The sequence below is a fragment of the Actinosynnema sp. NPDC049800 genome (assembly GCF_040656635.1).
In the GTDB taxonomy this organism is placed as follows: Bacteria; Actinomycetota; Actinomycetes; order Mycobacteriales; family Pseudonocardiaceae; genus Actinosynnema.
Genome location: NZ_JBFAMT010000004.1, coordinates 256,364 through 279,363, shown reverse-complemented (window position 1 = coordinate 279,363; position 23,000 = coordinate 256,364). Strand labels below are relative to the sequence as shown.

Here is a 23,000-nt window from a genome sequence, read left to right as displayed (position 1 = left end):
TCGCCCCCCGACGTTTCGACGCTATCCAGCCGGGGGAGCGGATTCAGCGGCCCAAAGTGGTGCGTGCGGGCGGCCGAGCAGCCCAACGGGCGTTGCTCGCCGGGAGGGGCGCCCGCCGGTCGCAGACGCCCCTTCCGGGCTCGATCAGGCGATCTTGTAAGCTCTGATCACGGTGTGCTCCAAGGCGTTGCCGTTGCTGTCGGTCGCCTTCACCCGCACCGAGCCGTAGCCGGCCGCGTTCGGGTTCGAGATGGTCGCGACGCCCCCCGACACCGGCGCCGCGGTCCACGTCGCGCCGTCGTCGAACGACACCTCGACGTCGATCCGGCCGATCGTGCCGTTGACCGCCCCGTCCTGCTGCTGCACGGTCAGCGGCACGCGCAGGGCCTGCCCCTTGGGCGCCGCGCCGCCGGCGTCCAGCTCCGGCGTGAAGCGCACCACCGACAGCGGCAGCGGCACGTACCGGTCGGTCGCCGCCGTGTCCGAGCGGAACGTCCACGCGGCGCTCACCTTCGTGGCGAACTCCGACGTGCCGGTCGCCCGCACCGCGTCGGTCTCCACCCGGTAGGCCGCCGCGCCCGCGGGCACCTCGAACAGGCCGTTCGCCGCGTACGACGTCTCGCCGACCTTCGTCCCGTTGCGCAGCAACGTGGTCCGGGCCGACGACACCGCCGCGTTGCCGCCGTTGCCCGCCCGGTCGGTGAACAGCGGCACCGCGAAGCTGATCTCGTCGCCGCTGCGCGCCAGGTACGGCGAGCGCGCCTCGGGCAGCGCGGGGGAGAACACCGGGTCGTTGAACCGCTCGTCGTGCGTGCCGCCCCGCTGGTAGGTGCGCTCCGGCGAGGTCAACGTCGCCTCGACCGCGCCCTCCGCGCCGAACTGCAGGAAGCCCCACGACCACGCCAGGTCCGTGGTGACCCGGTTGATCGCCTCACCGGGCGAGGCCACGTCCGGCAGCCACGCCCAGCCGCCGACACCGCCCGCGGTGATCGGGTTGCCGCCGTGCCCGAACCGGCGGCCCGCCGGTCCGGGGCCGAACGTCGTCCGCACCTCTGCCAGCTCGGTCGCGGCCACGTCCTTCACGAACCCGACCGGCATCTTCCCCTGCTGCGTCCAGGCGAACCGGTAGGTCACCGGCTTGTCGCCGACCGGCGTGCCGCGGAACTGCGCGCCCAGCAACGCGGTCATGTCGCCCGCCGCCAGCTCCGGTCCGACGTGCGCGATGGACACGTTCGGGCCGAACCCGCCGAGGAACGCCGTGCTCACGCTGGCCTGCCGGTCGCCGTGGTTGCGCGCCATCGTGACGTCGCCCAACGCCTCCTCCGCGCCCGCGTCGGGTGCGGTGATCTTCAACGGCTTGGCCGTGCGCGCGTCGAGCGTCACCGTGGTGTTCGCGGTGACGCTGAGCCCCGGCCGGGGCAGCAGCGCCAACCGCGTGTCGTCGGTCTGCACGTCGGAGTTGGTGAAGTACTCGCCCCTGGGCAGCCGCAGCGTGAACGAGCCGTCCGCGTCGTAGGGGAAGGCGAACGTGCCGTTGCTCAGCCCGATGATCGACGTGTAGTAGTCGGCCGCGGGCGCGCCCGCGCCGTCCACGAAGTCGAACGTGACGTCGTAGCTCTCCACCTCGCGGTTCACGCTGAGCGCGGTGCGCAGCGGCGTCGGACCGCCGGTCGCCACCACCGAACCCACGTACAGGCCGTCCTGCGTGCCGAGCCGGGTGTCGGCGGTGACCGAGGCGGTCGCCTCGCCGCCCGCCGGCACGGTCACCTTCGCCGGCGACACGCCGACCAGACCGGCGGGCGCGGCGCCGCCGTCGGGAGCCTTGACCTCGGTGGCCAGCGACAACGTGATCGGCGCGGTGCCGTCGTTGCGGTAGGTCACGGTCTTGCTGACCGGGGTGTCGTCGCCGTGCGGCCACTTCTGCAGGCCCATGGCCAGGCTCGCGGGCTCGGCGGTGACCGAGGTCGTGATGGCCTTGGCCAGGTCGACCCGACCCGCGCCCTGGTCGAACGCGGTGAGCGCCGGGTTGTTCTTCGCCGACGCCACCAGCGCCGCCTTGAGCTGCGCGCCCGTCCAGTCCGGGTGCTGCTGCGCGAGGACCGCCGCCGCGCCGGCGACGTGCGGCGTCGCCATCGACGTGCCCGACATGGACACGTACCCGTCGCCGGCCGGTGTGCCGACCGTGCCGCTGCTCGACTTCGCGGCCACGATGTCCACGCCGGGCGCGGTGATGTCGGGCTTGACCGCGCCGTCGCCGACGCGCGGGCCGCGGCTGGAGAACGGCGCGATGCCGTCCTGCCGGTCCACCGCGCCCACCGTCAGCGCGGCGTCGGCGCTGCCCGGCGAGCTGATCGTCTCGGGGCGGGAGTTGTTGCCCGCCGCGACCACGAACAGCACACCGGTCTGCGCGGACAGCGTGTTCACGGCCTCCTCCAACGGGTCCAGCTCGCTGGTGTCGCCGCCGCCGAGGCTGAGGTTCACGATGTCCGCGCCCTGCTCGGCGGCCCACTGCATGCCCGCCACGATCGCCGACTCCTGGCAGCCCGAGAGCACGCACACCTTGCCGTCCAGCAGGTCCGCGTCCGGCGCGACGCCCTTGTACTTCGCGCCCGAGCTCGCGATCGTCGCGGCGACGTGCGTGCCGTGCCCGACGCCGTCGGTGTTGTCCGGGTCGTCGGTGAAGTTGCGCTCGGCGACCTCGTGGCCCGCCAGGTCCGGGTGGTCCTGGTCGACGCCGGTGTCCAGCACGGCCACCTTCACGCCCTTGCCGGTGTGCCCGGCCTGCCACGCGGTCGGCGCGCCGATCTGCGCGGTGGAGCGGTCCAGACCCGGTTGGCGCAACCCGTCCAACCACACCTTGCGCACGCTCGCCCTCGACACGAGCGTGTGCCAGGTGTCCGCGGCCTCGGACTTGACCACCTGCGCGGCGTACGAGCCGACGGCGGGCAGCGGGTGGCCGACGCGCAGACCGGCCGTCGCCGGCTCCTGCTCGCCGGTCACGATCAGGGGCAGGGTGTCGCGGCTGCCGTCGTCGTAGCCGGCCTCGACCAGCCCCGTGACGTCGAACAGCCTCGGGTCCAGCCTGCCCTGCGAGACGGCCTTCGCCGCGTCGCGCGGCACGACGTGCAGGTGCCCGTCGCGCCGGTAGCTGTGGAACACCGTGCGTTCTCGTCCCGGAGCGGCGACCAGGGCGGTGACCTCGTCATCGAGGAGCACGACCCGGTCGCCCGTGATCAGGGTGACCTCGTGGTGCTCGCCGGTGACCGGTGGGGCGTCCTCCGCCCCCGACACCCCCGGACCGCTCGCCGTGAGGCCGGCCGCGACGAGCACGGCTCCCCACGTCATGCCACGGATGCGTTTGCTCTTCAACTGTCTCGAACCTCCCGGTGAGTGCCGCGCATGGCGGGTACGCGGCCGGAAGGGCTGCTACCCGCGGTGGCGGCGGATGTACCGGGAGCGACGTTGCCCTTGACGTCACCGACGCTAGAGGGTTCGGGAAGGGCGGACAGCCGCTGATTGGTCGGCATGTTCTTGACCAATTCAGCCGAGTAAACGGTTACCTACCGTTCAGTAATAGAGCCGTCGGCACCAACTGAGATACCTGCCTGTGGACCACCCGATGGGCAGTCCGGACCGTTGGGGTAGACCATTTCGGGGGTCAGCACGAAATTCCGGTCCACCAGGGAAGAACCGGATTGGTCCAGCAGCGTCAAGGTCACCGTGACCGGTTGCGCGGGCAGGTCGGGGAGGTCGGCGAACCCGTGCTTGCCTCCCGTCGGCTCGGAACGCGCGCTGCACGAGTCGTCCGGGGAAGTGCCGGTGCAGGTCGTCTCGGCAACCCTGCTCGACGGGTACAGCTCCAGCGAGGGGGTTGCACAGGAGCCGTCCCAGCAAACCTCGATCTTCGCGGAAGCCGCCTCGGGGTGCGCGACCTCCACGCTCACGCCGGTGCGAGTGCCGATCGCCGTGCAGGCCACGCCTTCGATCGGGCCGCACGCGGTGGCCAGCAGCAGCACGCCCAACGGCCAGGTCCGTCTCCACATGCCGGTGGGACGGAACGGGACGCCGATCAGGTTGCGCGCCGCCACCACCGTCTTCTCCTCGGCGGCTGGAGCTCGCCCCGGGCGGTCGCCCACTCGGCGAAGCGCGCGGCGTCCTCGCGGAAGCGCGTGCCGACCTCTTTGGGGTGCTCCTTGGCGTAGGCGTCGAACAGGGGCCGGAACCGGTCGCCCAGCTCGACGGCGACCTCGGGCCGGAGCATCTCCACGATCCCGCGCCGCTTGTTGAGCAACGCGCGTCTCTCGATGCGCACCCGTTCCGCGTCGAACCCCTCGGGCACGTCGCCGTCGGCCAGGAGCGCCCGCAGCAGCTCCGCCTGCGCCGCGGCCAACCGGTCCCGTTGGGGTCCGGTCATCCCAGCACCGCCCGGATCGCGGCCAGCTCGTCGGCCAGTTCGGCGTCGGCGGGGTAGTCGTCGTCGCGTTCGAGCAGCACGCCGGGCGGGTCGACGCGGGCGCGCAGCTGGGCCAGCACGTCCAGCACCTCGGGCCGCACGGCGTGCGCGTGCGTGTCGTGGTAGACGCCTTGGTGCTCCTCGCCGCCGGCGACGTGCACGTAGGCGAGGCGTTCCAGCGGGATCTCGTCCAGGAAGCGGGCCACGTCCGTGCCGAGGTTGCGGGCGTTGGCGTAGAGGTTGGCGACGTCGACCAGGAGGTGGCAGTCGGTGCGGTCGACCAGCTCGGCGAGGAACTGGCCCTCGGTCAGCTCGCCGTCCGGCCAGTCGAGCAGCGCGGCGACGTTCTCCAGGGCGAGGGGCACGGGCAGGTCCTGCTGCGTGGCCTTGACGTTGGCGACGAGCACGTCGAGCGCGTCGCGGGTGCGGGGGAGCGGCATGAGGTGGCCGGAGTCGAGGCCGCCCGCGCGCACGAAGCACACGTGATCGCTGACCAGCGGGGCGTCGAGCGCCTCGGCCAGCGCGCCGAGGTGCGCGACCCGTTGCGCGTCAACGGGTTCCGCGCCGCCGAGCGAGAGGGAGACCGCGTGCGGCAGCACCGGGATGCCCCGTTCGCGCAGGAGCAGGACGGACTCGGGCAGGTGCCCCACGTGCAGGTTCTCCGCGACGACCTCCACGAAGTCGATGCCCGGCAGGCGTTCGACGGTCAGGTCGATCTCCGGCCGCCACCCGATGCCGACACCCAGCTTCTCCACGTGCCACCGCCTCCTCGTCGCCTTCGACCCGATCAGTCGCCGCCGCCACCGCCGCCGCAACCGCCACCACCGCACGACGAGCCGCCGCTGTCGGAACTGCTGCTGCTCCCGCCACAACTGCTGCTGGCACAACTGCCGCACCCACCGCCGCACGACGCGCCGCCGTCCGACCCGCTGCCGCGCGATCGCCGTCGCAGTGTCGCCGCCGCGGCCGGTGCGATGCCCAGCACCTCCCACACGTGGTGGCGCTCGACTTTGCCCAGCAGCCCGTAGTAGGCGACCAGCGCGATCCGGTTCGGCGAGACGGCCACCTGCTTCAGCGCCCGCACCACCTGCCGTCCCCGGGCGGTCAGCGGACGACTCAGCCGCCCGAGCACCACCGCCACCACCGCCCCCGCCACCGCCGTGAAGAAGGCCAACGCGAACGGCAGGTCGAGCGCGCCCGCCACGATCATCGTGACCACGACGGCGGCCACCACGAGCAGGCGCAGCGTGCGCAGCGCCTTGCGCCGACCGGGCGGCGTGACCAGGCCGACGTCCACGAGGTGCTGCCGCAGCGACTGGGCCTCCGCGCTCCACGCCGTCGCGGTGATCAGCTCGCCCAGCGTCCTCGGCGCGGAGCGCAGCACGTACGCCTGCAACGGGCTCCAGCCGTGACCAGGCCGTCCGACCACCGAGACCAAGCCCTCGCGGGAGATCCGCACGGCGCCCGCCTCGACCAGCGACACCACCGCGACCTCGGCCGCGCGGCCCGGCCCGCCGACCAGCAAGCCCTGCTGCTCGGGCCCCGGCTCAGGTGTCGAACCCGCCGAACCCGCCGAAGTCGGCGTCCACTGAGTCGCCACCGTCATCGCCCTCCAACCACTCCGCGGCCAACCACCCACCGGCGAACCACCCGCCTGCCACCAGCCAGCCGTTGCGCCGCTGCCAGCGTTGCGGTTCGACCACCACGGCACGCCTGCGCCGCGGTAGCGGTGCCTGTGACGTTTCCGCAGGTGCGATCGGTTCCGCCCGTTCGCCGTCGAACACCGCCGTCTCCGCCCGTGCCGACCCCTTGCGCGGCACGGGCGGTCCGGCGGTGCGCGACGTCGTGCGGACCAGGCCGTAGCGGGCGGTCACCTCGGCCGGGTCGACCGGTGCGAGGCCCGCCGTGGCCTCCTCGTACGCCCACGCGCCCCTCCTGGTCAGGACGGGCGGCGGACCCAGCAGCAGCAGGACTCCGAGCAAGCCTGTGACCGACAGCGCGGTGACCGTCACCCACCCGCCCGGACCTGCGAGAACAGCCACCACCACGAGCGCCGCCACCGGCACGACCGACAGCACCGCCCGAGCCAACCGCCGCCGCGGCGACACCAGCAGACCGCCCGCGACCAGGCGTTGCCCGATCTGCCGGGCGGGACCGCTGGTGGCCGCGCCGACCACGAGCTCGTCCAGGTCACGCGGCGGCGTGAGCCGGGCGAGCACGACCGCCTGCAACGCGGTGGCCGGCTGCTCCTCGCCGGGCACCGCCGCGGCCACCGAACCGGACACCCGCGCCCGGTTCTCGGCCACCAACCCCGCCAACGCCACCTCGACCGCCCGCACCGGGCCACCACCGAGGTAACCGATCTCCTCGAACGACAGCGGCCGGTCGGGCACGTCGCCGGCGACCCGCTTCCACCGCAGGCCCACCAGCACCGCGGCGACGAGCGCCGGGCCGTACCACCACAGGAACGTCATGGCCGCCACCCTAGGAGCCGTCAGGCCGATGACGGCCGTGGTCACGGAAGCGTAAGAACCCCGTCAGCCCCCGCCGCCACCACCGCAGCCGCCCCCGCCGCCACAGCTGCTCCCGCCACCGCAGCTGCTCCCACTACTGCTGCTGCAACTGCTGCCACCGCCGCCGCTGCAGGTGCTGCCGCCGCTCGTCGCGCTGTACGCGCTGCTCGCGCGAGCACCGCGTGACGCCTTCCGAGCAGGCGGACGCGGCCGTGCGGCGGCACGCAACGTGATGCTCGGGTGGCTGGTGAAACCGTTGAGAGCGACCAGCTCGGCGGCGTTCGCCGAGCTGGTCCCTCCCCACCCCCCGGTGATCTCGCCTGCGCGAGCCTTCGCCACCGCGTCGCGCCCCTTGGCGGTGCGCGTCCACGGAGCCGCCTGCGACAACCCCCAGATCAGCAAGCCCGTCAGCACGAGCTGCCACGACATCGTCCACTCGGGCGCGCCGACCGCCAGCTCGGTGATCCAGCGCGCGACACCGACGACGAACAACAGCGCCATCGGCGCGACACCCGTCCGCAACCGCCTCTTCAGCACGTCCGGCGCGACCAGGTAGTCCTGTTCGGACAGCCGGCGGCCGACCTCGCGCGGCGCGTCCTTCTCCGACACCGAGGTGATGAGCAGCGTCAACGTCCGGTAGCGGTAGCGCTTCGCGTCGGCGAGCACGGCCTGGTCGACCGGGTGGTCGGCGACGGGCGAGCCGACGAGGCGCACGGCCCCGTTGCGGGCGGCCACCAGGGCGCCCGAGTCGATGAGCGACGCGACCGACGTCTCGACCACTCGACGTGGCCCGCCGGTCAGGTAAGCGATGTCCAGCAACCCGAGCGCACCCGCGGGGGCGTCTCCCCGCGTCCCCCGCAGGCGCACTCGGACGAAGATCGCGAAGACCAGTGACCCGGCCAGAGCGATCCAGTACAGCTCAAGGAATTCCGGGCCTGAAAGCCCCCACGGTCGCTCCACGGTCCACCCCCTGTGGCCCTCGGTGGAACCAGGTCCACCAGCTAGGAGGCAATCGTGTGCGCCAGGCCACACTCCAGCAAGGGGGCTTGAGCAAGCCTTAGGGTTGGCCGGTTCGCCGGTGGTCCGTCAGGAGGACGACGCGCCGTCCACGCCGCCGGAGCCTTCGCCGTCAGTGCCCTTGAAGATGCGCATGATTCCTCCTGGAGTGGATCAGTCATCATTCGGAGTAGCGCCTTCAGTCTGCTCGACCACCGGGGGTTTCGACCAGACGCAAACTCACCGAGTTGATGCAGTAGCGCTGATCCGTGGGGGTGGCGTAGCCCTCACCCTCGAAAACGTGCCCGAGGTGGCTGTGGCACGTGGCGCACAACACCTCCGTTCGGACCATGCCGTGCGCGCGGTCCTCACGCAGGATCACCGCGTCACCGGCCAGCGGCGAGAAGAACGACGGCCAGCCGCAGTGCGAGTCGAACTTCGTGTCGCTGCGGAAGAGCTCCGCGCCGCACGCGCGGCACTCGTAGACGCCTTCGGTCTTGGTGTCCGTGTACTCGCCGACCCAGGCCGGCTCGGTGCCCGCGTCGCGCAGCACCGCGTACTCCTTGGGGGTCAGGATCTCCCGCCACTCCAGCTCCGAGTGGACCACCTTCGGGGTGGCGCCGACGACAGGTTCCATACCTCCACGTTAGTCGAAACCGCGGCGGCCGAAACGTCGGCGGAAGTCAGTAGAAGAACACCCAGACGAGGGTGCCCAGGTAGTACCAGACGCTGACCAGCACACCCAGGAGGATGAGGCCCACCACGACGACCGCGGTGAGCCTGCGCAGGCCGCCCGCCCGGTTCGCCGAGTCCGCGAACTGCCCGACGCCCGCGACCGTGCCCTCGATGGTGAAGCTGGGTGGCTGCTGCTGCATCCGGCCGAGGTGCTCGGCGAACGCCCTCGTCTCGGGGTCGTCGGGGTCGAGTCCGATCAGCTCGTCGTCGATGCTGCCCAGTGGGCGATCGTCCGGTGCGTCGGCGGCTCTGGCGCTGGCCATGGGACCCAGCGTAGCCGGCGTTTCAAGCGGCCGGGCGGCTCAACTCGCCAGGACGGGTGACGGCCGGACCGCGCCGACCGGCCTGCCGTGGCCGAGGACCGGGAACGTGGCCAACTCGTCCGGCGCGTCCACTCCCAGCTTGCGCAACGCGGCCACCAGGACCACCGCCCTGGCGCGGCTGGAGCCGTCCGCGATCTTGCACGCCACGGCTTCGCCGGTCGGCAGGCCGATCGCGTAGACGCCCTCCGCGCCGTCCTTGGCGACCGCGCCCGGGATCGCCCGCATCAGCTTCGTGACGTCGCGGCCCGTGCCGCCGACCCACTCCGGGTAGGCGTTCATGGCCTGCGCGATCCGGTGCTCCGGGCCGTCCTGCGCGCCGGCCAGCTTGGCGAACGCCCGCGCGAGGCCGGTGAGGCTGATGCCGAGCAACGGCGCGCCGCAGCCGTCGACGCCCTCCGCGCCGACGCGCTCGCCGGCCACTTCCTCGAGGGTGTCGCGGATGGCCCGCTGGAGGGGGTGGGCGGGGTCGAGGTAGTCCCGGGTCGACCAGTCGTTGACGACGCAGGTCGCGAGCATGGCGGCGTGCTTGCCCGAGCAGTTCATGTACTCCGGCGCCTTGGCCCGGCCCGCGGCCAGGTGGGCCCGGAGGGCGTCCTCGCCGATCGGCAGGTCGGGGGTGCACTGGAGGTCGGCCTCGGTCAGGCCGTGCGCGTGCAGGATGCGCTGGACGCCGTCGACGTGGAAGTCCTCGCCGGAGTGGCTCGCGCAGGCCAGGGCGAGCAGCTCGTCCTTCAGGTCGAGGCCGTGGCGGAGCATGGCCAGCGCCTGGATCGGCTTGTTGGACGAGCGCGGGTAGGCGGTGTCGTGCGGGCGGCCGAGCGCCAGCGCTTCGCGGCCTGTGCGGTCGAGGGCGATGACGGAGCCGTGGTGCACGGACTCGAGGAACTCGCCACGCCAGACCTCGGCGACCAGTTCGTGTGCCATGCCGGTACCTCCACCCTGTGCGCGTGTGCGCTGCCAACTGTCGACAGTTAACATCGTTGGCGACCCGGTGCGCTAGGAGACGTTCGTGACACGTGGCATGTTCCGAGCCGTCGGTGAGCCTCGCTCCCGCCGCGGGCCGGTTCGCTATATTGATCACTGTGCTGGTCACGTGTCGCCACCGGCTGGAGCCCGAGGTGGCTCGGCGGGCGATGCCGGCGCGCACGTTCTGGTGTGCCCGGGTGGTGGTCGGTGATGAAGCAGGACGCTCCCCGGACGCGGTCTAGCCACGAGGCGGCGCCCGGCGGTGAGCACGTCAGACCCCCCTTGCACCTGAGCTTGGCCGGTCAGGCCGTGGACGTGCTGCGCGAGCTGGTGCTCACCGGCGACATTCCGCCCGGGGCGCGGGTGAACGAGGTCGAGCTGGCCCAGCGGCTCGGGATCTCGCGGGGACCGCTGCGCGAGGCGATCCGGCACCTGGCGTCCGAGGGGCTGCTGGTCCTGGCGCCGCACCGGGGCGCTTCCGTGCCGATCTCGGACGAGGCCGACGTGCGGGCGCTGTTCGAGCTGCGGACCGCGCTGGAGTGCGCGGCGGTCGAGCTGGCCGCGTCACGGCGGACCGAGGCGGACGTCGTGCGGCTGCGCGCGGTGTGCGAGGAGTCGCGTCGGGCGTACTCGGCCGGTGAGCGCTTCCCGTACCGGTTGGACCTGGCGTTCCACCAGGCGTTGCTGGACGCGGCGCGCAGCCCTCGGATCGCCGAGCAGGTGCGGCTGGCGCAGCAGCGGGTGGTGTTGCTGCGCAGCGGTCTGCGCGACGACCCGCCGCACCAGCACGCGTCGTTGGACGACCACGACGCCCTGGTGGCCGCCATCGCCGCCACCGACCCGTCCCGCGCGTCCGACGTGATGCGCAAGCACCTGGCCCGCGTCTGCGCCCAGATGCTCACCAGCCTGGCCTGACGGCCGCTCGGCGGGGGAGCGCGCATCCGCCGCAGTCGTGTTTGGATCTTCGGCATGGCGCTCGACCTCGTCCACCCGCCGAAGGCCCGACCGGGTGATCGCATCGCGGTCCTCTCTCCGTCGTTCGCGGCTGCAGGCGCCTTTCCCGAGGTGCACGAGCAGGCGATGCGCCGGCTCACCGAGGTGACCGGCCTCATTCCGGTCGAGTACCCGACGACGCGGGACGTCGGGGCGACACCTGTGGCGCGCGCCGCGGACGTCAACGCCGCGTTCGCGGACCCGCAGATCCGCGGCATCCTCGCCGTGGTCGGCGGTGAGGACCAGATCACCGTGATCCCGCACTTGCGCGCGGACCTCGCCCGGGCGGATCCCAAGCCGTTCCTGGGCACCAGCGACAACACCAACCTGCACCACTGGCTCTGGGCGAACGGCATCGCGAGCTTCTACGGCGGCTCCTCCCAGGTCCACCTCGGCCCCGGACCCGCCGTGGACGACGTCCACGCCCGGTCGCTGCGGGCGGCCCTGCTGACCGGTGAGCGCCTGGAGATCACCGATCCGGGTGAGTCCGAGGACGTCGGCATCGACTGGGCCGACCCGCGCGCCTTGGAGTCCTTCGGTGAGCGGGAGGCGACGGAGCCCTGGAGTTGGCCCGGCCCGGCCCGCTCCGTGACCGGCTGCGCCTGGGGCGGCTGCCTGGAGGTGATCGAGTGGATCCTGACCGCCGGCCGGTTCCCGTTCCCGCCGGACGTTCTGCAGGGCGGCGTGCTCATCATCGAGACGTCGGAGGAACTCCTGCCGGCGCGCAACGTCGGTTGGATCGTCCGCTCGCTCGGCGAACGCGGCGTCCTCGGCGCGGTGGACGCGGTCCTGGTGGCCCGGCCGCCGGTGTCGGATTTCACCCGCCGGCCGCCTGCTGCGGACCGGGCGCGGCTGCGGGCCGAGCAGCGTGACGCGGTCGTCGAGGTGGTGAGCCGCTACCACCCCGAGGCGGTCGTCTGCGTCGGCGTTCCGTTCGGCCACACCAGGCCGCAGTGGATCCTTCCGCACGGCGGTGACATCACCGTCGACGGCATCGAACGCCGGATCTTCGCCGACTACGGCTGACAAGGCTCCAGCCGGCTCCGGGCCCGCTCTGGGTCCGCGTGGCAACGGCTCGGGCGGCAATGGATCGGGCGTGCCGGGTCCGCCGCCAACGGGTCGGGCGCAGTGGGTCGGGCGCAGTGGGTCGGGTCGAACCGGGGCGGTCGTGTGCATCGGCGGCGGCGGGGGTTGGGCCGGCGGTGGAGGTGAGGGCTTCTGGCGGTTCGGTCGGGGGTGGGTCAGTAGGTGGCCAGGTGGTCGAGCAGGTGCAGGGTCGTTTCCTCCGCGGCCTCCTCCGGCACGAAGTGGCCGACGCCCGGCAGCACCTCGAACCAGTACGGGCCGGTGGTCCACCGCGCCGCGTTCTGCGCAGTGTCGGGCGAGATGATCTCGTCCTCCTCGCCCCACAGGTACCGGGTGGGCACCGAGACCGGGCGGTGGAGGTCGGTGAGGTCCGCGGCGGTTCCCTCGGTGAAGTCGTTGGCCCGGTACCAGTTCAGCGCCGCGGTCAGCGCGCCCGGCTCGGCCAGCTTCCGCACGTACTGCGCCGCCCGCTCCGGCGGGATCGCCGACGGCCAGCCGGCACGCAGCCGCGCGCCGTCGTCCGCCAGCAGGGCGCGTTCCGCGACACCGGGCTCCGGCAGGCGGACGAGGCGGGCCCACCGACGACGCTGGTCCGGGTCCGTGCGCACCGCCTCGGCGAGAGCGCCGGGGTGCGGCGCGGACACCGCCGTCACCGTGCGCACCCGCAGCGGGAACCTCGCCGCCGCGACCCACGCCGCCATCGCGCCCCAGCCGTGCCCGACCAGGTCGAACCTCGTCCACTCCAGCGCGTCCGCCAGCTCGACCACGTCCCGCACCAGGTGGTCCAGCCCGTACGCGCTTGCCCGGCGCGGCCGCACGCCCGGTGAGTAGCCGCGCAGGTCCGGCGCGACCGCCCGGTACCCGTGGGCCGCCAACGCCCGCAACTGGTGCCGCCACTCGATCCCGCACTCCAGCGCGCCGTGCAGGAGCAACACCTTGCGGCCGGTGCTGGGGCCGGTCGCGACGGCGTCGAACGTGCCCGCGGGTGTCGTGATGCGCTGACGCGTCAGGTCGGACGGGAAGAGCGCCGGTCGTGATCGCATGCACTCATCGTGGTCGGGTGATCGCGCTCAGTCCCTGGTGCGCGCTCCCCGAGCCCTGGTGGGGTCTGCCCTACCTCTGTTGGTCATGGGTCCATTCTCGAACTGGCGTTCGACAGTGGCAAGATCACGACCGGGTGGTCTTGACGGGGGCCGGTCGGGCTTGGCGGAGCCGGCGACCCCGTCAAGCCCGACCGAAGCGGGTCAGCCGAGCGTCCCCGTCACCTTCGCGTGGCCCTTGAGCAGGTTGCGGGCGATCGTGCGGCGCTGGATCTCGTCCGTGCCCTCGTAGATGCGCAGCAGCCGCAGCTCCCGGTACCAGCGCTCGATCGGCAGCTCGCGCGTGTAGCCCATGCCGCCGTGGATCTGCAGCACCCGGTCCACGATCTCGTTCGCCTTGATGCCGCCGTACAGCTTCGCCATCGACTGCGCCTGCCGCGAGTCCGCGCCCTGGTCGACCAGCCACGCCGCGTGCAGCACGAGCCAGCGCAACGCCTCGATCTCCACCGCCGAGTCCGCGATCATCCACTGGATGGCCTGGTACTCGGCGATCGGCTGACCGAACGTGACCCGGGTCTTCGCCTGCTCGATGGCCATCTCCACCAGCCGCTCGCACGAGCCGAGCGCCCGCGCCGGCAGCAGGTAGCGGCCCTGGCCGATCCACTGCATGGCCAGGTTGAACCCGCGACCGACCTCGCCGAGCACGTTCTCCTCGGGCACGCGGACGTCCTCGAACACGAGCGCGGCCGGACCCCACTGGCCCATGGTCGGGATCGGCTCGGACTTCCAGCCCATGTCCCGGTCGACCAGGAAGCACGTGACGCCGCCGTCCGCGCCCTTCTCCTTGTCCGTCACCGCGAACACCATCACGAAGTCGGCCTCGTTGCCCTGCGTGATGAACGTCTTCTCGCCGTTGATCACCCACTCGCCGCCCTCCTTGCGGGCGGACGTGCGGATGGCCTTGGCGTCGGAACCCGCGCCCGGCTCGGTGATCGCGAAGCACGACACCCGCTCACCGGAGATCGTGGGCAGCAGGTAGCGCTGCTTCTGCTCCTCGTTGCCGTGGAACAGGATGTTGTCCGCGTACCCGCCGAACCGGAACGGCACGAACGTGCGACCCAGCTCGGCCTCCAACAGCGCCGTCATGAGCGCGCCCAGGCCCATGCCGCCGTACTCCTGGGGCGTGAGCACGCCGAAGAAGCCCGCCGCCTTGGCCTTGTCCTGGAGCTCCTTGAGCTCGTCACGCGTCAGACCGGGCTGACCGAGGCGTTCGCGGCGCAGCACCTCCGGCTCCAGCGGCGCCACCTCCTTGCGCACGAAGGTCCGCACCCAGTCGCGGATCTCCTTCTGCTCCTCGTCGAGCGTGAAGTCCATGCCGTCCTCCCTCTACGCGAACGCGTTGACGCCGGTCAGCGCCCGGCCGATGAGCAATTTCTGGATCTGGCTGGTGCCCTCGTAGAGGGTCGTCACGCGGGTGTCCCGCAAGTACTTGCCGACGGGGTACTCGTCGACGTAGCCGTACCCGCCGAAGACCTGGATGGCGTTGTTCGCCACGCGCACGGCGGCTTCGCTGGCGTAGAGCTTCGCCATGGACGCCTCCGTGCCGAACGGCTCGCCGCGGTCGGCGAGGTCCGCGCACCGCCACGTGAGCAGGCGTGCCGCGTCGGTCTCCACCGCCATGTCGGCCAGGAGTTCCTGCACGAGCTGGAAACCGGCGATGGGCTTGCCGAACTGCTCGCGCTGCTTGGCGTACGCGACGCTGACCTCCAGCGCCCCGCGGGCCGCGCCGACGCACCCGGCGGCGACGGACATCCGGCCCCGGTCGAGGGCGGCCATGGCCAGCTTGAAGCCCGTGCCCTCGTCGCCGAGCCGGTCGGCGTCGCTCACCCTGACCTGGTCGAGGGTCAGTTCGGCGGTGGCCTGGCCGCGCATCCCGAGCTTGCCGCGGATCTCCGTGGCGGTGAAGCCGGGCGAGTCGGTCGGCACCAGGAACGCGGTGATGCCCTTCGGGCCGGGACCACCCGTTCGGGCGAAGACGAGCGCCACGTCGGCCCACGTCCCGTTGGTGATGAACACCTTGCGCCCGGTGATCAGCCAGTCGTCGCCGTCGCGGACGGCCTTGGTGGCCAGTGACGCGGCGTCGGAGCCGGTGCCCGGCTCGGTCAGGCCGAAGCAGCCCAGCTCGCGGCCCGAGCACAGGCCCGGCAGCCACCGCTGCTTCTGCGCCTCGGTGCCGTGCTTGGCGATCGTCTTGCCGACCAGGCCGAGGGAGACGGAGATGATGCCGCGCACGGCCGAGTCGCCGCGGGCGACCTCCTCGAGCACCAGGCAGTACGCCAGGTGGTCGCCGCCCGAGCCGCCGTACGCTTCGTCGATGCCGAGACCGAGGAAACCGACGTCGCCCAGGGCGGGCACCAGGTCGCGGTCGATGGCCTCGTCCCGGTCCCAGCGCGTGGCGTGCGGGACGATCCGCTCCTCGGTGAACCGGTGTGCCAGCTCCTTGAGCTGCCGGTGTTCGTCGGAGATGCGCAGATCCACCGGGGTGACCTCCTAACCGAACGGTGTTAGGTTATCTAACCTAGGCGCGGAATCGACCACAGGCAAGGGGAGCGGACATGCCGAGGAGCCCGATCCTGAGTGCCTCGCGCATCCGGACCGCCGCGCTGCACATCATCGACCGGGACGGGCTCGACGGCCTGTCGATGCGCAAACTGGCCTCTGAGCTGGGAGTTCAGGCCGCGTCGCTGTACGGGCACGTGAGCACGAAGGACGACCTGCTGCACGAGGTGGCCGCCGGGATCCTGGAGCGGGTCGACGTGTCCGGGTTCGAGGGCGGCGACTGGCGGCACGGCCTGCGCAGCTGCGCCCGTTCCTACCGGGCGGCGCTGGCCGCGCACCCCAACATCGTGCCGTTCCTGGCGTACGGGCCGGCGCACCGCGAGGCGTCGCTGCGGCGGCTGGACGTCGTGCACGGCGGGCTGGTCTCGGCGGGCTGGTCGCGGCGCGAGGCGACGATGATCGCGGCGTCGTTGATGTACCTGGTGTTCGGCGCGGCGCTGAGCTCGTTCTCCAGCGGCTTCTCGGAAGACCAGACCTTCTACCGCGACCGGTACCCGAACCTGGACAAGGCCCACCTCCTGCCCGCCGTGGCCCGCGAGCTGGACCACGACAGCTTCGAGCTGGCGCTGGAGGCGTTCGTCACCGGGTTGGCGGCGCGAGCGCCCGGCTGAGCCCGCGCACCGGACCGGTGTGGGCGATGTGGAGGGTGGTGTTCGTGGTCACGGCCGTGTCGGGCGATCATCGCGCTGGGCACGTGGTTCGTTGTTAGGCTCGCCCGCGTGGCCCAGGCTGTGGAACTGAACGTAGGCGAACGCGTGGTGCGGGTGTCCAACCCGGGCAAGGTCTACTTCCCCGAGCGTGGGATCACCAAGATCCAGGTGGTCGAGTACTACCTGGCGGTCGCGGAGCCGTTGCTGCGCGTGCTGCGCGACCGGCCGACCACCCTGAAGCGTTACGTCGACGGGGTGACCGGGGAGGCGTTCTACCAGAAGCGGTTGCCCAAGGGGGCGCCCGAGTGGGTGGAGACGGCGCGCATCAAGTTCCCCTCCGGGCGACCTGCGGACGAGGTGTGCCCGACCGAGCCCGCGGTGCTCGCGTGGGCGGCGAACCTGGGCACGTTCGACTTCCACCCGTGGCCCGTGCGGCGTGCGGACACCGATCGGCCGGACGAGCTGCGCGTCGACCTCGACCCCCAGCCGGGCACCGACTTCCGGGACGCGGTCGCGGTCGCGATGGTGCTGCGGGAGGTGCTGGAGGAGCTGGGGTTCACCGGGTACCCGAAGACGTCCGGCGGTCGCGGCATCCACGTGGCGGTGCGCATCCGGCCCGAGTGGGACTTCGTGGACGTCCGGCACGCGGTGATCGCGCTGGCACGTGAGGTGGAACGGCGCGTGCCCGACAAGGCGACCACGTCGTGGTGGAAGGAAGAGCGCGGCGAACGGGTCTTCCTCGACTTCAACCAAGCCGCCCGCGACCGCACCATCGCGTCCGCCTGGTCGGTCCGCGGCACACCTCGCGCCACCGTGTCGACCCCCGTGACGTGGGACCGCCTGTCCACTGTGGACCCGGACGACTTCGACGTCCTCACCGTGCCCGCCTACCTGGCCGAGAACGGCGACCCGCACGCGTCCCTGGACGACGAGGCGTTCGGCATCGAGCGCCTGCTGGAGTGGTACGAGGCCGACGACCGGGGCGAGATGCCCTACCCGCCGGACTACCCGAAGATGCCCGGCGAACCGCCCCGCGTGCAGCCGTCGCGGAAGCGGAACTAGCGCGGGAGTCAGGCCGGTTGCCCGTCCGGCCGTCCAGCGCGGCGTGACGATCTCCGGGTGACGTCGTCAGCGCGCGGTGACGTAGTCGTCGGCGGCGGTGCTGAAGGCGCGGACGCGGGCGGTGGCGTTGTCGGTGCGCCAGAGCAGGCCCCAGTGCACGGGTGGCGCGTCGTGCAGGTGGACGTAGGCGGTGTCGGGGCGGGCGTAGTAGCGGCGGACGTTGGCGCCCACCGGCAGGACGCCGTGCCCGGCGCCGACCAGGGTGAGCAGCTCCTGCAACGTCGCGGCCGACCGCCCGGCCGGAATCGGCAGGCCCGCGGGGGTCGTCGCCGGGGTGTGGTCGGCGCGCAGGGACTCGGGCAGCGTGTCGGGCAGCCGCAGCACCGGAACGGTGGCCAGGTCCTCGACGGAGAGGCGGTCGCGGCACGCGAACGGGTGCCCGATCGGCACGGCGAGGAACCTGGCCTCCGAGACCAGGGCCGGTCCGGTGGTGATGTCCGGTTCGAGCACGGGGAACGTGGTCAGCGCGAGGTCGACGGTGCCGTCCCTCAGCCACGGCATGAGATCGGCCGGTTGCGCCTCCCTGATCTCGACGTCGCAGTCGGGGTGGCGTTGTCGGAACAGCTCGGTGACGCCGACCAGCAGCTGGCCGCCCGCGGCTCCGGTGAAGCACACCCGCAGCGTCCCGGTGAAGCCCCGGCCGGCCTCGATCGCGCGGGCGAGCGCGGCGGCGACCTGGTGCCACGCCGGCCGCAGGTCCTCCTCCAGCCGACGTCCGGCGAGCGAGAGCTCCACGCGGCGGCTGGTCCGGTCGAACAGCGGGACTCCGACGCGCCGTTCGAGCTTGCGGATCGTCTGGCTGACCCGGGCGGTGGACACGTGCAGCCGCTCGGCGGTGCGGCTGAAGTGCAGCTCCTCGGCAAGCGTGAGGAACGCGTCGATCTCGTGTCGTTCGAGCACGCCCGGACCTCCGCATCGTCAACCGTCGCTTCACGATCGTGGCACGACGCGGCGTTGTTCCCGGATCCCGCCGGCTGCAGGGTGGACCTGCCGATCAACCTTCGACAGGAGCACCTGATGTACGTCACCGATGACCGCGCGCTGTCCGCCGGCGATGGCGAGGCGGTGGTGCGGGAGCTGCGGGACCGGGTCGAGGTCCTCGACGCGCTGCACCGCTTCGGCCTCGGGCAGGACCTGAAGGACCGGGCGCTGTTCGCGTCGGCCTTCGCCGCCGACGCCGAGCTGGACTTCCGGCCCGCCGCCGCGAAGTGGGGCGCGCGACCGCCGCTGATGTCCGGGCGGGACGCGATCGTGACCACGGTCCTGGGCATGTTCACCGGACGGGTCGACACCACCCACCAGGTGACCAACGCCCGGATCGCGGTCGACGGGGACACCGCGCGGCTGACCGCGCTGGTCGAGGCGCAGCACCTGCTCGCCGCCGACCACGGCGTGTTCGCGCTGCTGAAGAACCCCTACGACGTGGTCCTCGTGCGGGACGGCGAGCGGTGGGTGATCCGCCGCCTCCGCATCGACAACGCCTGGTTCACCGGGGACCCGACCAGGATCTTCGGCGACTGACGGTCACCTGCCCGGGTGGTGTGCGGCCGACCCGAGGGGGCGGGAGGCGGGTCGGTCGGCCGCCGGAGTGCGCACGTCGGGCGGCCGTGCGGCGAGGACGCGGGAGGACTCGTGGTCCACCCGCCACGGACGGGGGATCGCGTGGCCCGGTGGGCTGGGAGCAGGGTGGCCGCATGAACGCCCGACGCCTCGAAGTCCTGCTGCCCGCCGACGTGCCCGCCCGCGACTACGCGGCCGTCGCCCACGCCATTTGGGGGGTGCTGGACAGGGTCGGCCTCGGCGAGGACGGCTCGCTGAAGACCGACGAGGAGACAGCCGACGAGCAGTCGGGCGAGGACCGGTAATCGTTCGCCCACCCCGCGGGAACGCTCCAGCCTCCCGCCGTGCGTCGCGCGGCAGCGTGACCGCGGGCTCGCGCCCGGGTGGCTGGAGCAGGTACCCGACTTCCTCGACTCCGTCGACCTCGGGCACCCGGAACTCGTGCCGGCGCACACCGAGGTGATGAGCGCCCACCTGCTGGTCGACGAGGGCCGCCTCACCGGCCTGTTCGACTTCGAGCCCGCGATGCGCGCCGCCCGCGAGTAGGAGTTCGTCGCCACCGGCGTCTTCCTCACCCGCGGCGAACGCGCGGCCAACAAGGCGCTGCACGACGGCTACGGCCGCACGGTCGACCCGCGCAAGGTGCCGGCCTGCACGCTGCTGCACGTCTACTCGAACGTCGCCCGGTACCTGCGCGAGGTGCCGACCGGCGCGACCACGCTCGACGACCTGGCCGACCACTGGTTCCGGACCTGACCTTCGGCCGACCGGCTGTTTCCGGCAGCGGTTCAGCCGCGATCCGACTGGTCCTCTCGTACCATGGGGGCAACGCCGAAGAGAGGGAGGCAGGCCGATGACGCAGGCGTACGTGGTGCGGTTCGTCGGTGGTCCCCTCGACGGCCGGGTCGACTCGCACGCGAAGCCGCCCGAGTCCCCGAAGCCGACCGTCACCCACGTCCACCTGCACGGCGGCCCGAAGATCGTGCACCACTACGACCTCCAGTACGCCGTCGAGTACGGCTGCGAGTACCGCCTCCGCGTCGAGGACCAGCCCGGCTCTTGACAGAGTCAGTAGCGGCCAACCGTAGACACACGCCTCACCTGCGGTTTACCGTTTGGCTTGCGTGAGAGCGCTCTCACAGAGCTGTGAGTCCCTGCTGGAGGTCCCTGTGCGTTCAATCCGCCCCCACCTGGCGGCCCTCGCGGTCGCCGTGGCCGCGGCTGCCGCGATCCCCCTCGCCCTGCCCGGAACGGCAAGCGCCGTCACGGTCGGCGCAGGCAGCTACGCCACCACCCGCCCGGCGGGCGCGGTCGGCCCGTCCGACTCCAACGGCGCGCCCGTGACGCCGAAGGTCACCGCCCGGATGGCCGGCCGCCCGGTCCCGACCAACGACTGGTGGTCGTCGCTGGCCTTCCAGCGCTATCCGGGCAACCCGTACTCCGAGAACATGTACGCCCACCCGCTGACGTTCCACGCGGCGGCGCAGGGCCTCGGCGTCGGCTACCCGACCAGCCCGAACATCACCCCGGACGGCCGGTTCTACGAGTTCATGCACACCGACGACCTGTTCGTCGGCGTCAGCGGCCTCAACGCGCCGCGCACCCAGGTCGACGGCTGGTCCGACTGGACGGTCAGTCCACTGTGGACCGACGGGACGCGCACCCTGCGCACGACCATCGGCCACGGCTCGCCGTACGTGTACGCGGAGGCCACCGGCGGCGCGGCCAGGGTCGGCTTCAACGGCGCCACCACGATCTGGAGCAACACCGGCACCACCCTCGGCGTCACGATCAACGGCCGCGACTACGCGTTGTTCTCGCCGAGCAACTGGAACGTCGTCGGCACCGCCGAGGCCACCTCGTCGGCCGCCTTCTTCTCGGTGGCCGTGCTGCCGAGCCGCGACGCGCTCTCGCTGTTCCAGCGCTACGCGTTCTCGTTCGTGACCGACACGAAGGTCAACTGGACGTACAACTCGGCGAACGCCCAGCTCACGGCCACCTACACGGCCACGACCACGGCGCGCCAGGGAACCCAGACCGGCACCCTGCAGGCCCTCTACCGGCACCAGTGGCTCAACTCCACCGACACCGTCACCGGCTACCGCTACACCTCGCCGCGCGGTGAGATGCGGCTGCGCGAGGGCTCGTCGTTCACGACCCGCAGCACGTTCAACGGCGTCCTGCCGGCGCTCCCCCTGTCCTCGGCAGCCGACAAGAACCGCCTGCGCGCCGAGATCGACCAGGAGCTCAACGCCGCCGACCCGTGGAAGGGCGCGGGCGACACCTACTGGACCGGCAAGGCGTTGTGGCGCCTGGCGGCGCTGGCCCGGGTGGCCAACCAGATCGGCTACACCGACGGCCGCGACCGGCTGCTCGGCATGGTCCGCGACCGGCTCTCCGACTGGCTCACCGCGTCGTCCGGCGAGGCGGGCAACCACTTCGTCTACGACGCCACGTGGGGCGCGCTGACCGGCTACAAGGCCTCCTACGGCACCGACGCCGAGCTGAACGACCACCACTTCCACGCCGGCTACTACGTGCTGGCCGCCGCCGTCCTGGCGCAGCACGACCCGACCTGGGCCTCCGACTCCCGGTACGGCGGCATGGTCAAGCTGCTGGTCAAGGACGCCAACAACTACGACCGCGGCGAGTCGCGCTTCCCGTTCCTGCGCAACTTCGACGCCTACGCGGGCCACGGCTGGGCGTCCGGCCACGCCGGCTTCGCGCACGGCAACAACGAGGAGTCCTCGTCCGAGGGCATGATGTTCGCCACCGCCGCGGTGCTGTTCGGCCAGGCGACCGGTGACACCGCGCTGCGCGACGCGGGCATCTACCTGCACACCACGCAGGAGAGCACGATCGCCCAGTACTGGTTCGACAAGGACGACACGGTGTTCCCGGCGTCCTTCCAGCACGGCACGGTCGGCATGGTGTGGGGCGCGGGCGCCAGCTACAGCACGTGGTGGACGGCGAACCCGGAGGAGATCCACGGCATCAACATGCTGCCGATCACCGGCGGCTCGCTGTACCACGCGGACTACAAGGCCGACATCCTCCAGAACGTCAACGAGCTGCGCGCCAACAACGGCGGCACCGAGGTCGAGTGGAAGGACGTCATCACCCAGTTCCTCGCGCTCGCCGACCCGGCGCAGGCGCTGGCGAACTACGGCTCCGGCCTGCCGCCGGAGGACGGCGACTCGCGGGCGCACGCCTACCACTGGATCACGTCGCTCAACACCTACGGCACGCCCGACACGTCCGTCACCGCGAACGTGCCGACGCACGCCGTGCTGAGCAAGAACGGCGCCCGCACCTACGTGGCCTACAACCCGGGCACGACGACGGCCACCGTGACGTTCTCCGACGGGCAGACCCTGTCCGTGCCCGCGTCGTCCACCGCGTGGCGCGGGCCGGCCGGCAGCGGCGTCGACTCCGGCTCCGGTGGCGTGAACCCGACGACGACCACCACTACTACGACCACGACGACGACCACCACCACCACGACCACGACCGCTCCGCCCGTGAGCCGGGACGCCTTCGCCACGATCCAGGCCGAGTCCTACGACGAGCACAAGGGCGTGTTCAAGGAGACGACCACCGACAGCGGCGGCGGCCAGAACATCGCCGGCATCGCCAACGGCGAGTGGGCGCTCTTCCGCGGCGTCGACTTCGGCTCCCGCACCGGGCGGCAGTTCATCGCCCGGGTCGCCAGCGGCGCGGCGGGTGGTGTGAGCGGCCTGGTCGAGGTCCGCGTCGGCAGCCCCACTGCCACGCCGCTGGGCAGCTTCGCCATCGCCAACACCGGCGGCTGGCAGAGCTGGCGCACCGTGCCCGCCAACATCGCCGGCCTGACCGGCAAGCAGGACGTCTACCTCACCTTCACCAGCGGCCAGCCCGCCGACTTCGTCAACGTCAACTGGATCACGTTCGGCTCCTAGACCTGC

The 23,000-nt window shown here is 72.2% G+C and carries 22 protein-coding genes and 1 pseudogene; 9 read left to right on the top strand and 14 right to left on the bottom strand.

The annotated features are described in order from the left end of the window. Positions 1 to 144: 144 nt before the first annotated feature. The 10 genes from AB0I91_RS08335 to AB0I91_RS08290 all read right to left on the bottom strand — a co-directional run bounded on the left by AB0I91_RS08335 (position 145) and on the right by AB0I91_RS08290 (position 9,944). Positions 145 to 3,369, bottom strand: a complete 3,225-nt coding sequence (locus tag AB0I91_RS08335; RefSeq protein WP_499636045.1) for a S8 family serine peptidase — start codon at positions 3,367 to 3,369, stop codon at positions 145 to 147. A 191-nt stretch (positions 3,370 to 3,560) separates the two neighbouring features. After that, a complete protein-coding gene (locus AB0I91_RS08330; protein WP_498782738.1) occupies positions 3,561 to 4,088 on the bottom strand; it encodes a hypothetical protein in 528 nt (175 codons plus the stop codon). Beyond that, a complete protein-coding gene (locus AB0I91_RS08325) occupies positions 4,070 to 4,414 on the bottom strand; it encodes an SCO6045 C-terminal-like domain-containing protein (RefSeq protein ID WP_498782736.1) in 345 nt (114 codons plus the stop codon). The genes AB0I91_RS08330 and AB0I91_RS08325 overlap by 19 nt, the downstream gene beginning before the upstream one ends. Next, positions 4,411 to 5,208 (bottom strand): MbnB/TglH/ChrH family RiPP precursor modification enzyme, encoded by a 798-nt coding sequence (locus AB0I91_RS08320; protein ID WP_499636042.1) that lies wholly within the window; start codon positions 5,206 to 5,208, stop codon positions 4,411 to 4,413. The genes AB0I91_RS08325 and AB0I91_RS08320 overlap by 4 nt, the downstream gene beginning before the upstream one ends. A gap of 32 nt (positions 5,209 to 5,240) precedes the next feature. Next, positions 5,241 to 6,059 (bottom strand): TIGR04222 domain-containing membrane protein, encoded by an 819-nt coding sequence (locus tag AB0I91_RS08315; RefSeq protein ID WP_499636039.1) that lies wholly within the window; start codon positions 6,057 to 6,059, stop codon positions 5,241 to 5,243. Beyond that, the gene (locus AB0I91_RS08310) at positions 6,001 to 6,927 is read right to left on the bottom strand and encodes a TIGR04222 domain-containing membrane protein (protein WP_498782732.1); all 927 of its coding nucleotides are present in this window, start codon (positions 6,925 to 6,927) and stop codon (positions 6,001 to 6,003) included. The genes AB0I91_RS08315 and AB0I91_RS08310 overlap by 59 nt, the downstream gene beginning before the upstream one ends. 63 nt (positions 6,928 to 6,990) lie before the next feature. Beyond that, entirely contained in the window at positions 6,991 to 7,926 is a 936-nt protein-coding gene (locus AB0I91_RS08305) for a TIGR04222 domain-containing membrane protein (protein ID WP_499608569.1), read from the bottom strand. Between the two features lie 235 nt (positions 7,927 to 8,161). After that, positions 8,162 to 8,599 (bottom strand): peptide-methionine (R)-S-oxide reductase MsrB, encoded by a 438-nt coding sequence (gene msrB, locus AB0I91_RS08300; RefSeq protein WP_498782728.1) that lies wholly within the window; start codon positions 8,597 to 8,599, stop codon positions 8,162 to 8,164. Between the two features lie 46 nt (positions 8,600 to 8,645). Continuing rightward, complete coding sequence (locus tag AB0I91_RS08295) at positions 8,646 to 8,960, bottom strand: hypothetical protein (protein WP_498782726.1); 315 nt, start codon at positions 8,958 to 8,960, stop codon at positions 8,646 to 8,648. A 39-nt stretch (positions 8,961 to 8,999) separates the two neighbouring features. Continuing rightward, positions 9,000 to 9,944, bottom strand: a complete 945-nt coding sequence (locus tag AB0I91_RS08290) for an asparaginase (protein WP_499636036.1) — start codon at positions 9,942 to 9,944, stop codon at positions 9,000 to 9,002. 252 nt (positions 9,945 to 10,196) lie between these two features. On the opposite strand from AB0I91_RS08290, the gene AB0I91_RS08285 reads away from it, so the two are divergent. Together AB0I91_RS08285 and AB0I91_RS08280 are read left to right on the top strand one after the other, a co-directional pair. Beyond that, on the top strand, positions 10,197 to 10,901 hold the full coding sequence (locus AB0I91_RS08285; RefSeq protein WP_499608566.1) for a GntR family transcriptional regulator: 705 nt from the start codon (positions 10,197 to 10,199) through the stop codon (positions 10,899 to 10,901). A gap of 54 nt (positions 10,902 to 10,955) precedes the next feature. Then, entirely contained in the window at positions 10,956 to 12,005 is a 1,050-nt protein-coding gene (locus tag AB0I91_RS08280) for a S66 family peptidase (RefSeq protein ID WP_499636034.1), read from the top strand. 215 nt (positions 12,006 to 12,220) lie between these two features. On the opposite strand, the gene AB0I91_RS08275 is transcribed toward AB0I91_RS08280, so the two are convergent. From AB0I91_RS08275 to AB0I91_RS08265, 3 genes are all read right to left on the bottom strand, one after another. Further along, complete coding sequence (locus tag AB0I91_RS08275) at positions 12,221 to 13,108, bottom strand: alpha/beta fold hydrolase (RefSeq protein WP_499636031.1); 888 nt, start codon at positions 13,106 to 13,108, stop codon at positions 12,221 to 12,223. Between the two features lie 201 nt (positions 13,109 to 13,309). Beyond that, positions 13,310 to 14,479, bottom strand: a complete 1,170-nt coding sequence (locus tag AB0I91_RS08270; protein WP_498782716.1) for an acyl-CoA dehydrogenase family protein — start codon at positions 14,477 to 14,479, stop codon at positions 13,310 to 13,312. A 12-nt stretch (positions 14,480 to 14,491) separates the two neighbouring features. Beyond that, a complete protein-coding gene (locus AB0I91_RS08265; protein WP_499636029.1) occupies positions 14,492 to 15,643 on the bottom strand; it encodes an acyl-CoA dehydrogenase family protein in 1,152 nt (383 codons plus the stop codon). A 77-nt stretch (positions 15,644 to 15,720) separates the two neighbouring features. Here AB0I91_RS08265 and AB0I91_RS08260 point away from each other — a divergent pair, with 77 nt between their 5' ends. Together AB0I91_RS08260 and ligD are read left to right on the top strand one after the other, a co-directional pair. After that, the gene (locus AB0I91_RS08260) at positions 15,721 to 16,335 is read left to right on the top strand and encodes a TetR/AcrR family transcriptional regulator C-terminal domain-containing protein (RefSeq protein WP_498782712.1); all 615 of its coding nucleotides are present in this window, start codon (positions 15,721 to 15,723) and stop codon (positions 16,333 to 16,335) included. Between the two features lie 108 nt (positions 16,336 to 16,443). Continuing rightward, complete coding sequence (gene ligD / locus AB0I91_RS08255; protein WP_499608558.1) at positions 16,444 to 17,436, top strand: non-homologous end-joining DNA ligase; 993 nt, start codon at positions 16,444 to 16,446, stop codon at positions 17,434 to 17,436. A gap of 66 nt (positions 17,437 to 17,502) precedes the next feature. Here the strand turns inward: ligD and AB0I91_RS08250 are convergent, their stop codons facing one another. Then, positions 17,503 to 18,396: a LysR family transcriptional regulator gene (locus AB0I91_RS08250; protein ID WP_499636027.1), complete on the bottom strand. Its 894-nt coding sequence runs from the start codon at positions 18,394 to 18,396 to the stop codon at positions 17,503 to 17,505. 117 nt (positions 18,397 to 18,513) lie between these two features. Here AB0I91_RS08250 and AB0I91_RS08245 point away from each other — a divergent pair, with 117 nt between their 5' ends. The 5 genes and pseudogenes from AB0I91_RS08245 to AB0I91_RS08225 all read left to right on the top strand — a co-directional run bounded on the left by AB0I91_RS08245 (position 18,514) and on the right by AB0I91_RS08225 (position 22,994). Then, entirely contained in the window at positions 18,514 to 19,017 is a 504-nt protein-coding gene (locus AB0I91_RS08245; RefSeq protein WP_499636024.1) for a nuclear transport factor 2 family protein, read from the top strand. A gap of 173 nt (positions 19,018 to 19,190) precedes the next feature. Continuing rightward, entirely contained in the window at positions 19,191 to 19,361 is a 171-nt protein-coding gene (locus tag AB0I91_RS08240) for a hypothetical protein (protein WP_498782706.1), read from the top strand. Between the two features lie 49 nt (positions 19,362 to 19,410). Continuing rightward, positions 19,411 to 19,602 (top strand): annotated as a pseudogene (locus AB0I91_RS08235) (phosphotransferase); the annotation flags it as partial. Between the two features lie 307 nt (positions 19,603 to 19,909). Then, positions 19,910 to 20,119 carry a DUF8847 domain-containing protein gene (locus tag AB0I91_RS08230; protein ID WP_230571353.1) on the top strand — a complete coding sequence of 70 codons (210 nt, stop codon included), beginning with the start codon at positions 19,910 to 19,912 and terminating at the stop codon, positions 20,117 to 20,119. Positions 20,120 to 20,225: 106 nt separating this feature from the next. Next, on the top strand, positions 20,226 to 22,994 hold the full coding sequence (locus AB0I91_RS08225) for a glycosyl hydrolase (protein ID WP_499636021.1): 2,769 nt from the start codon (positions 20,226 to 20,228) through the stop codon (positions 22,992 to 22,994). Positions 22,995 to 23,000: the final 6 nt, after the last annotated feature.

What these genes read in the sequence shown, in the direction of transcription:
- AB0I91_RS08325 (WP_498782736.1), bottom strand. Translation starts at nt 4,414, where the DNA reads ATGACCGGACCCCAACGGGACCGGTTGGCCGCGGCGCAGGCGGAGCTG.
- AB0I91_RS08315 (WP_499636039.1), bottom strand. Translation starts at nt 6,059, where the DNA reads ATGACGGTGGCGACTCAGTGGACGCCGACTTCGGCGGGTTCGGCGGGT.
- AB0I91_RS08310 (WP_498782732.1), bottom strand. Translation starts at nt 6,927, where the DNA reads ATGACGTTCCTGTGGTGGTACGGCCCGGCGCTCGTCGCCGCGGTGCTG.
- msrB (WP_498782728.1), bottom strand. Translation starts at nt 8,599, where the DNA reads ATGGAACCTGTCGTCGGCGCCACCCCGAAGGTGGTCCACTCGGAGCTG.
- AB0I91_RS08295 (WP_498782726.1), bottom strand. Translation starts at nt 8,960, where the DNA reads ATGGCCAGCGCCAGAGCCGCCGACGCACCGGACGATCGCCCACTGGGC.
- AB0I91_RS08290 (WP_499636036.1), bottom strand. Translation starts at nt 9,944, where the DNA reads ATGGCACACGAACTGGTCGCCGAGGTCTGGCGTGGCGAGTTCCTCGAG.
- AB0I91_RS08285 (WP_499608566.1), top strand. Translation starts at nt 10,197, where the DNA reads ATGAAGCAGGACGCTCCCCGGACGCGGTCTAGCCACGAGGCGGCGCCC.
- AB0I91_RS08280 (WP_499636034.1), top strand. Translation starts at nt 10,956, where the DNA reads ATGGCGCTCGACCTCGTCCACCCGCCGAAGGCCCGACCGGGTGATCGC.
- AB0I91_RS08275 (WP_499636031.1), bottom strand. Translation starts at nt 13,108, where the DNA reads ATGCGATCACGACCGGCGCTCTTCCCGTCCGACCTGACGCGTCAGCGC.
- AB0I91_RS08270 (WP_498782716.1), bottom strand. Translation starts at nt 14,479, where the DNA reads ATGGACTTCACGCTCGACGAGGAGCAGAAGGAGATCCGCGACTGGGTG.
- AB0I91_RS08260 (WP_498782712.1), top strand. Translation starts at nt 15,721, where the DNA reads ATGCCGAGGAGCCCGATCCTGAGTGCCTCGCGCATCCGGACCGCCGCG.
- AB0I91_RS08245 (WP_499636024.1), top strand. Translation starts at nt 18,514, where the DNA reads ATGTACGTCACCGATGACCGCGCGCTGTCCGCCGGCGATGGCGAGGCG.
- AB0I91_RS08240 (WP_498782706.1), top strand. Translation starts at nt 19,191, where the DNA reads ATGAACGCCCGACGCCTCGAAGTCCTGCTGCCCGCCGACGTGCCCGCC.
- AB0I91_RS08230 (WP_230571353.1), top strand. Translation starts at nt 19,910, where the DNA reads ATGACGCAGGCGTACGTGGTGCGGTTCGTCGGTGGTCCCCTCGACGGC.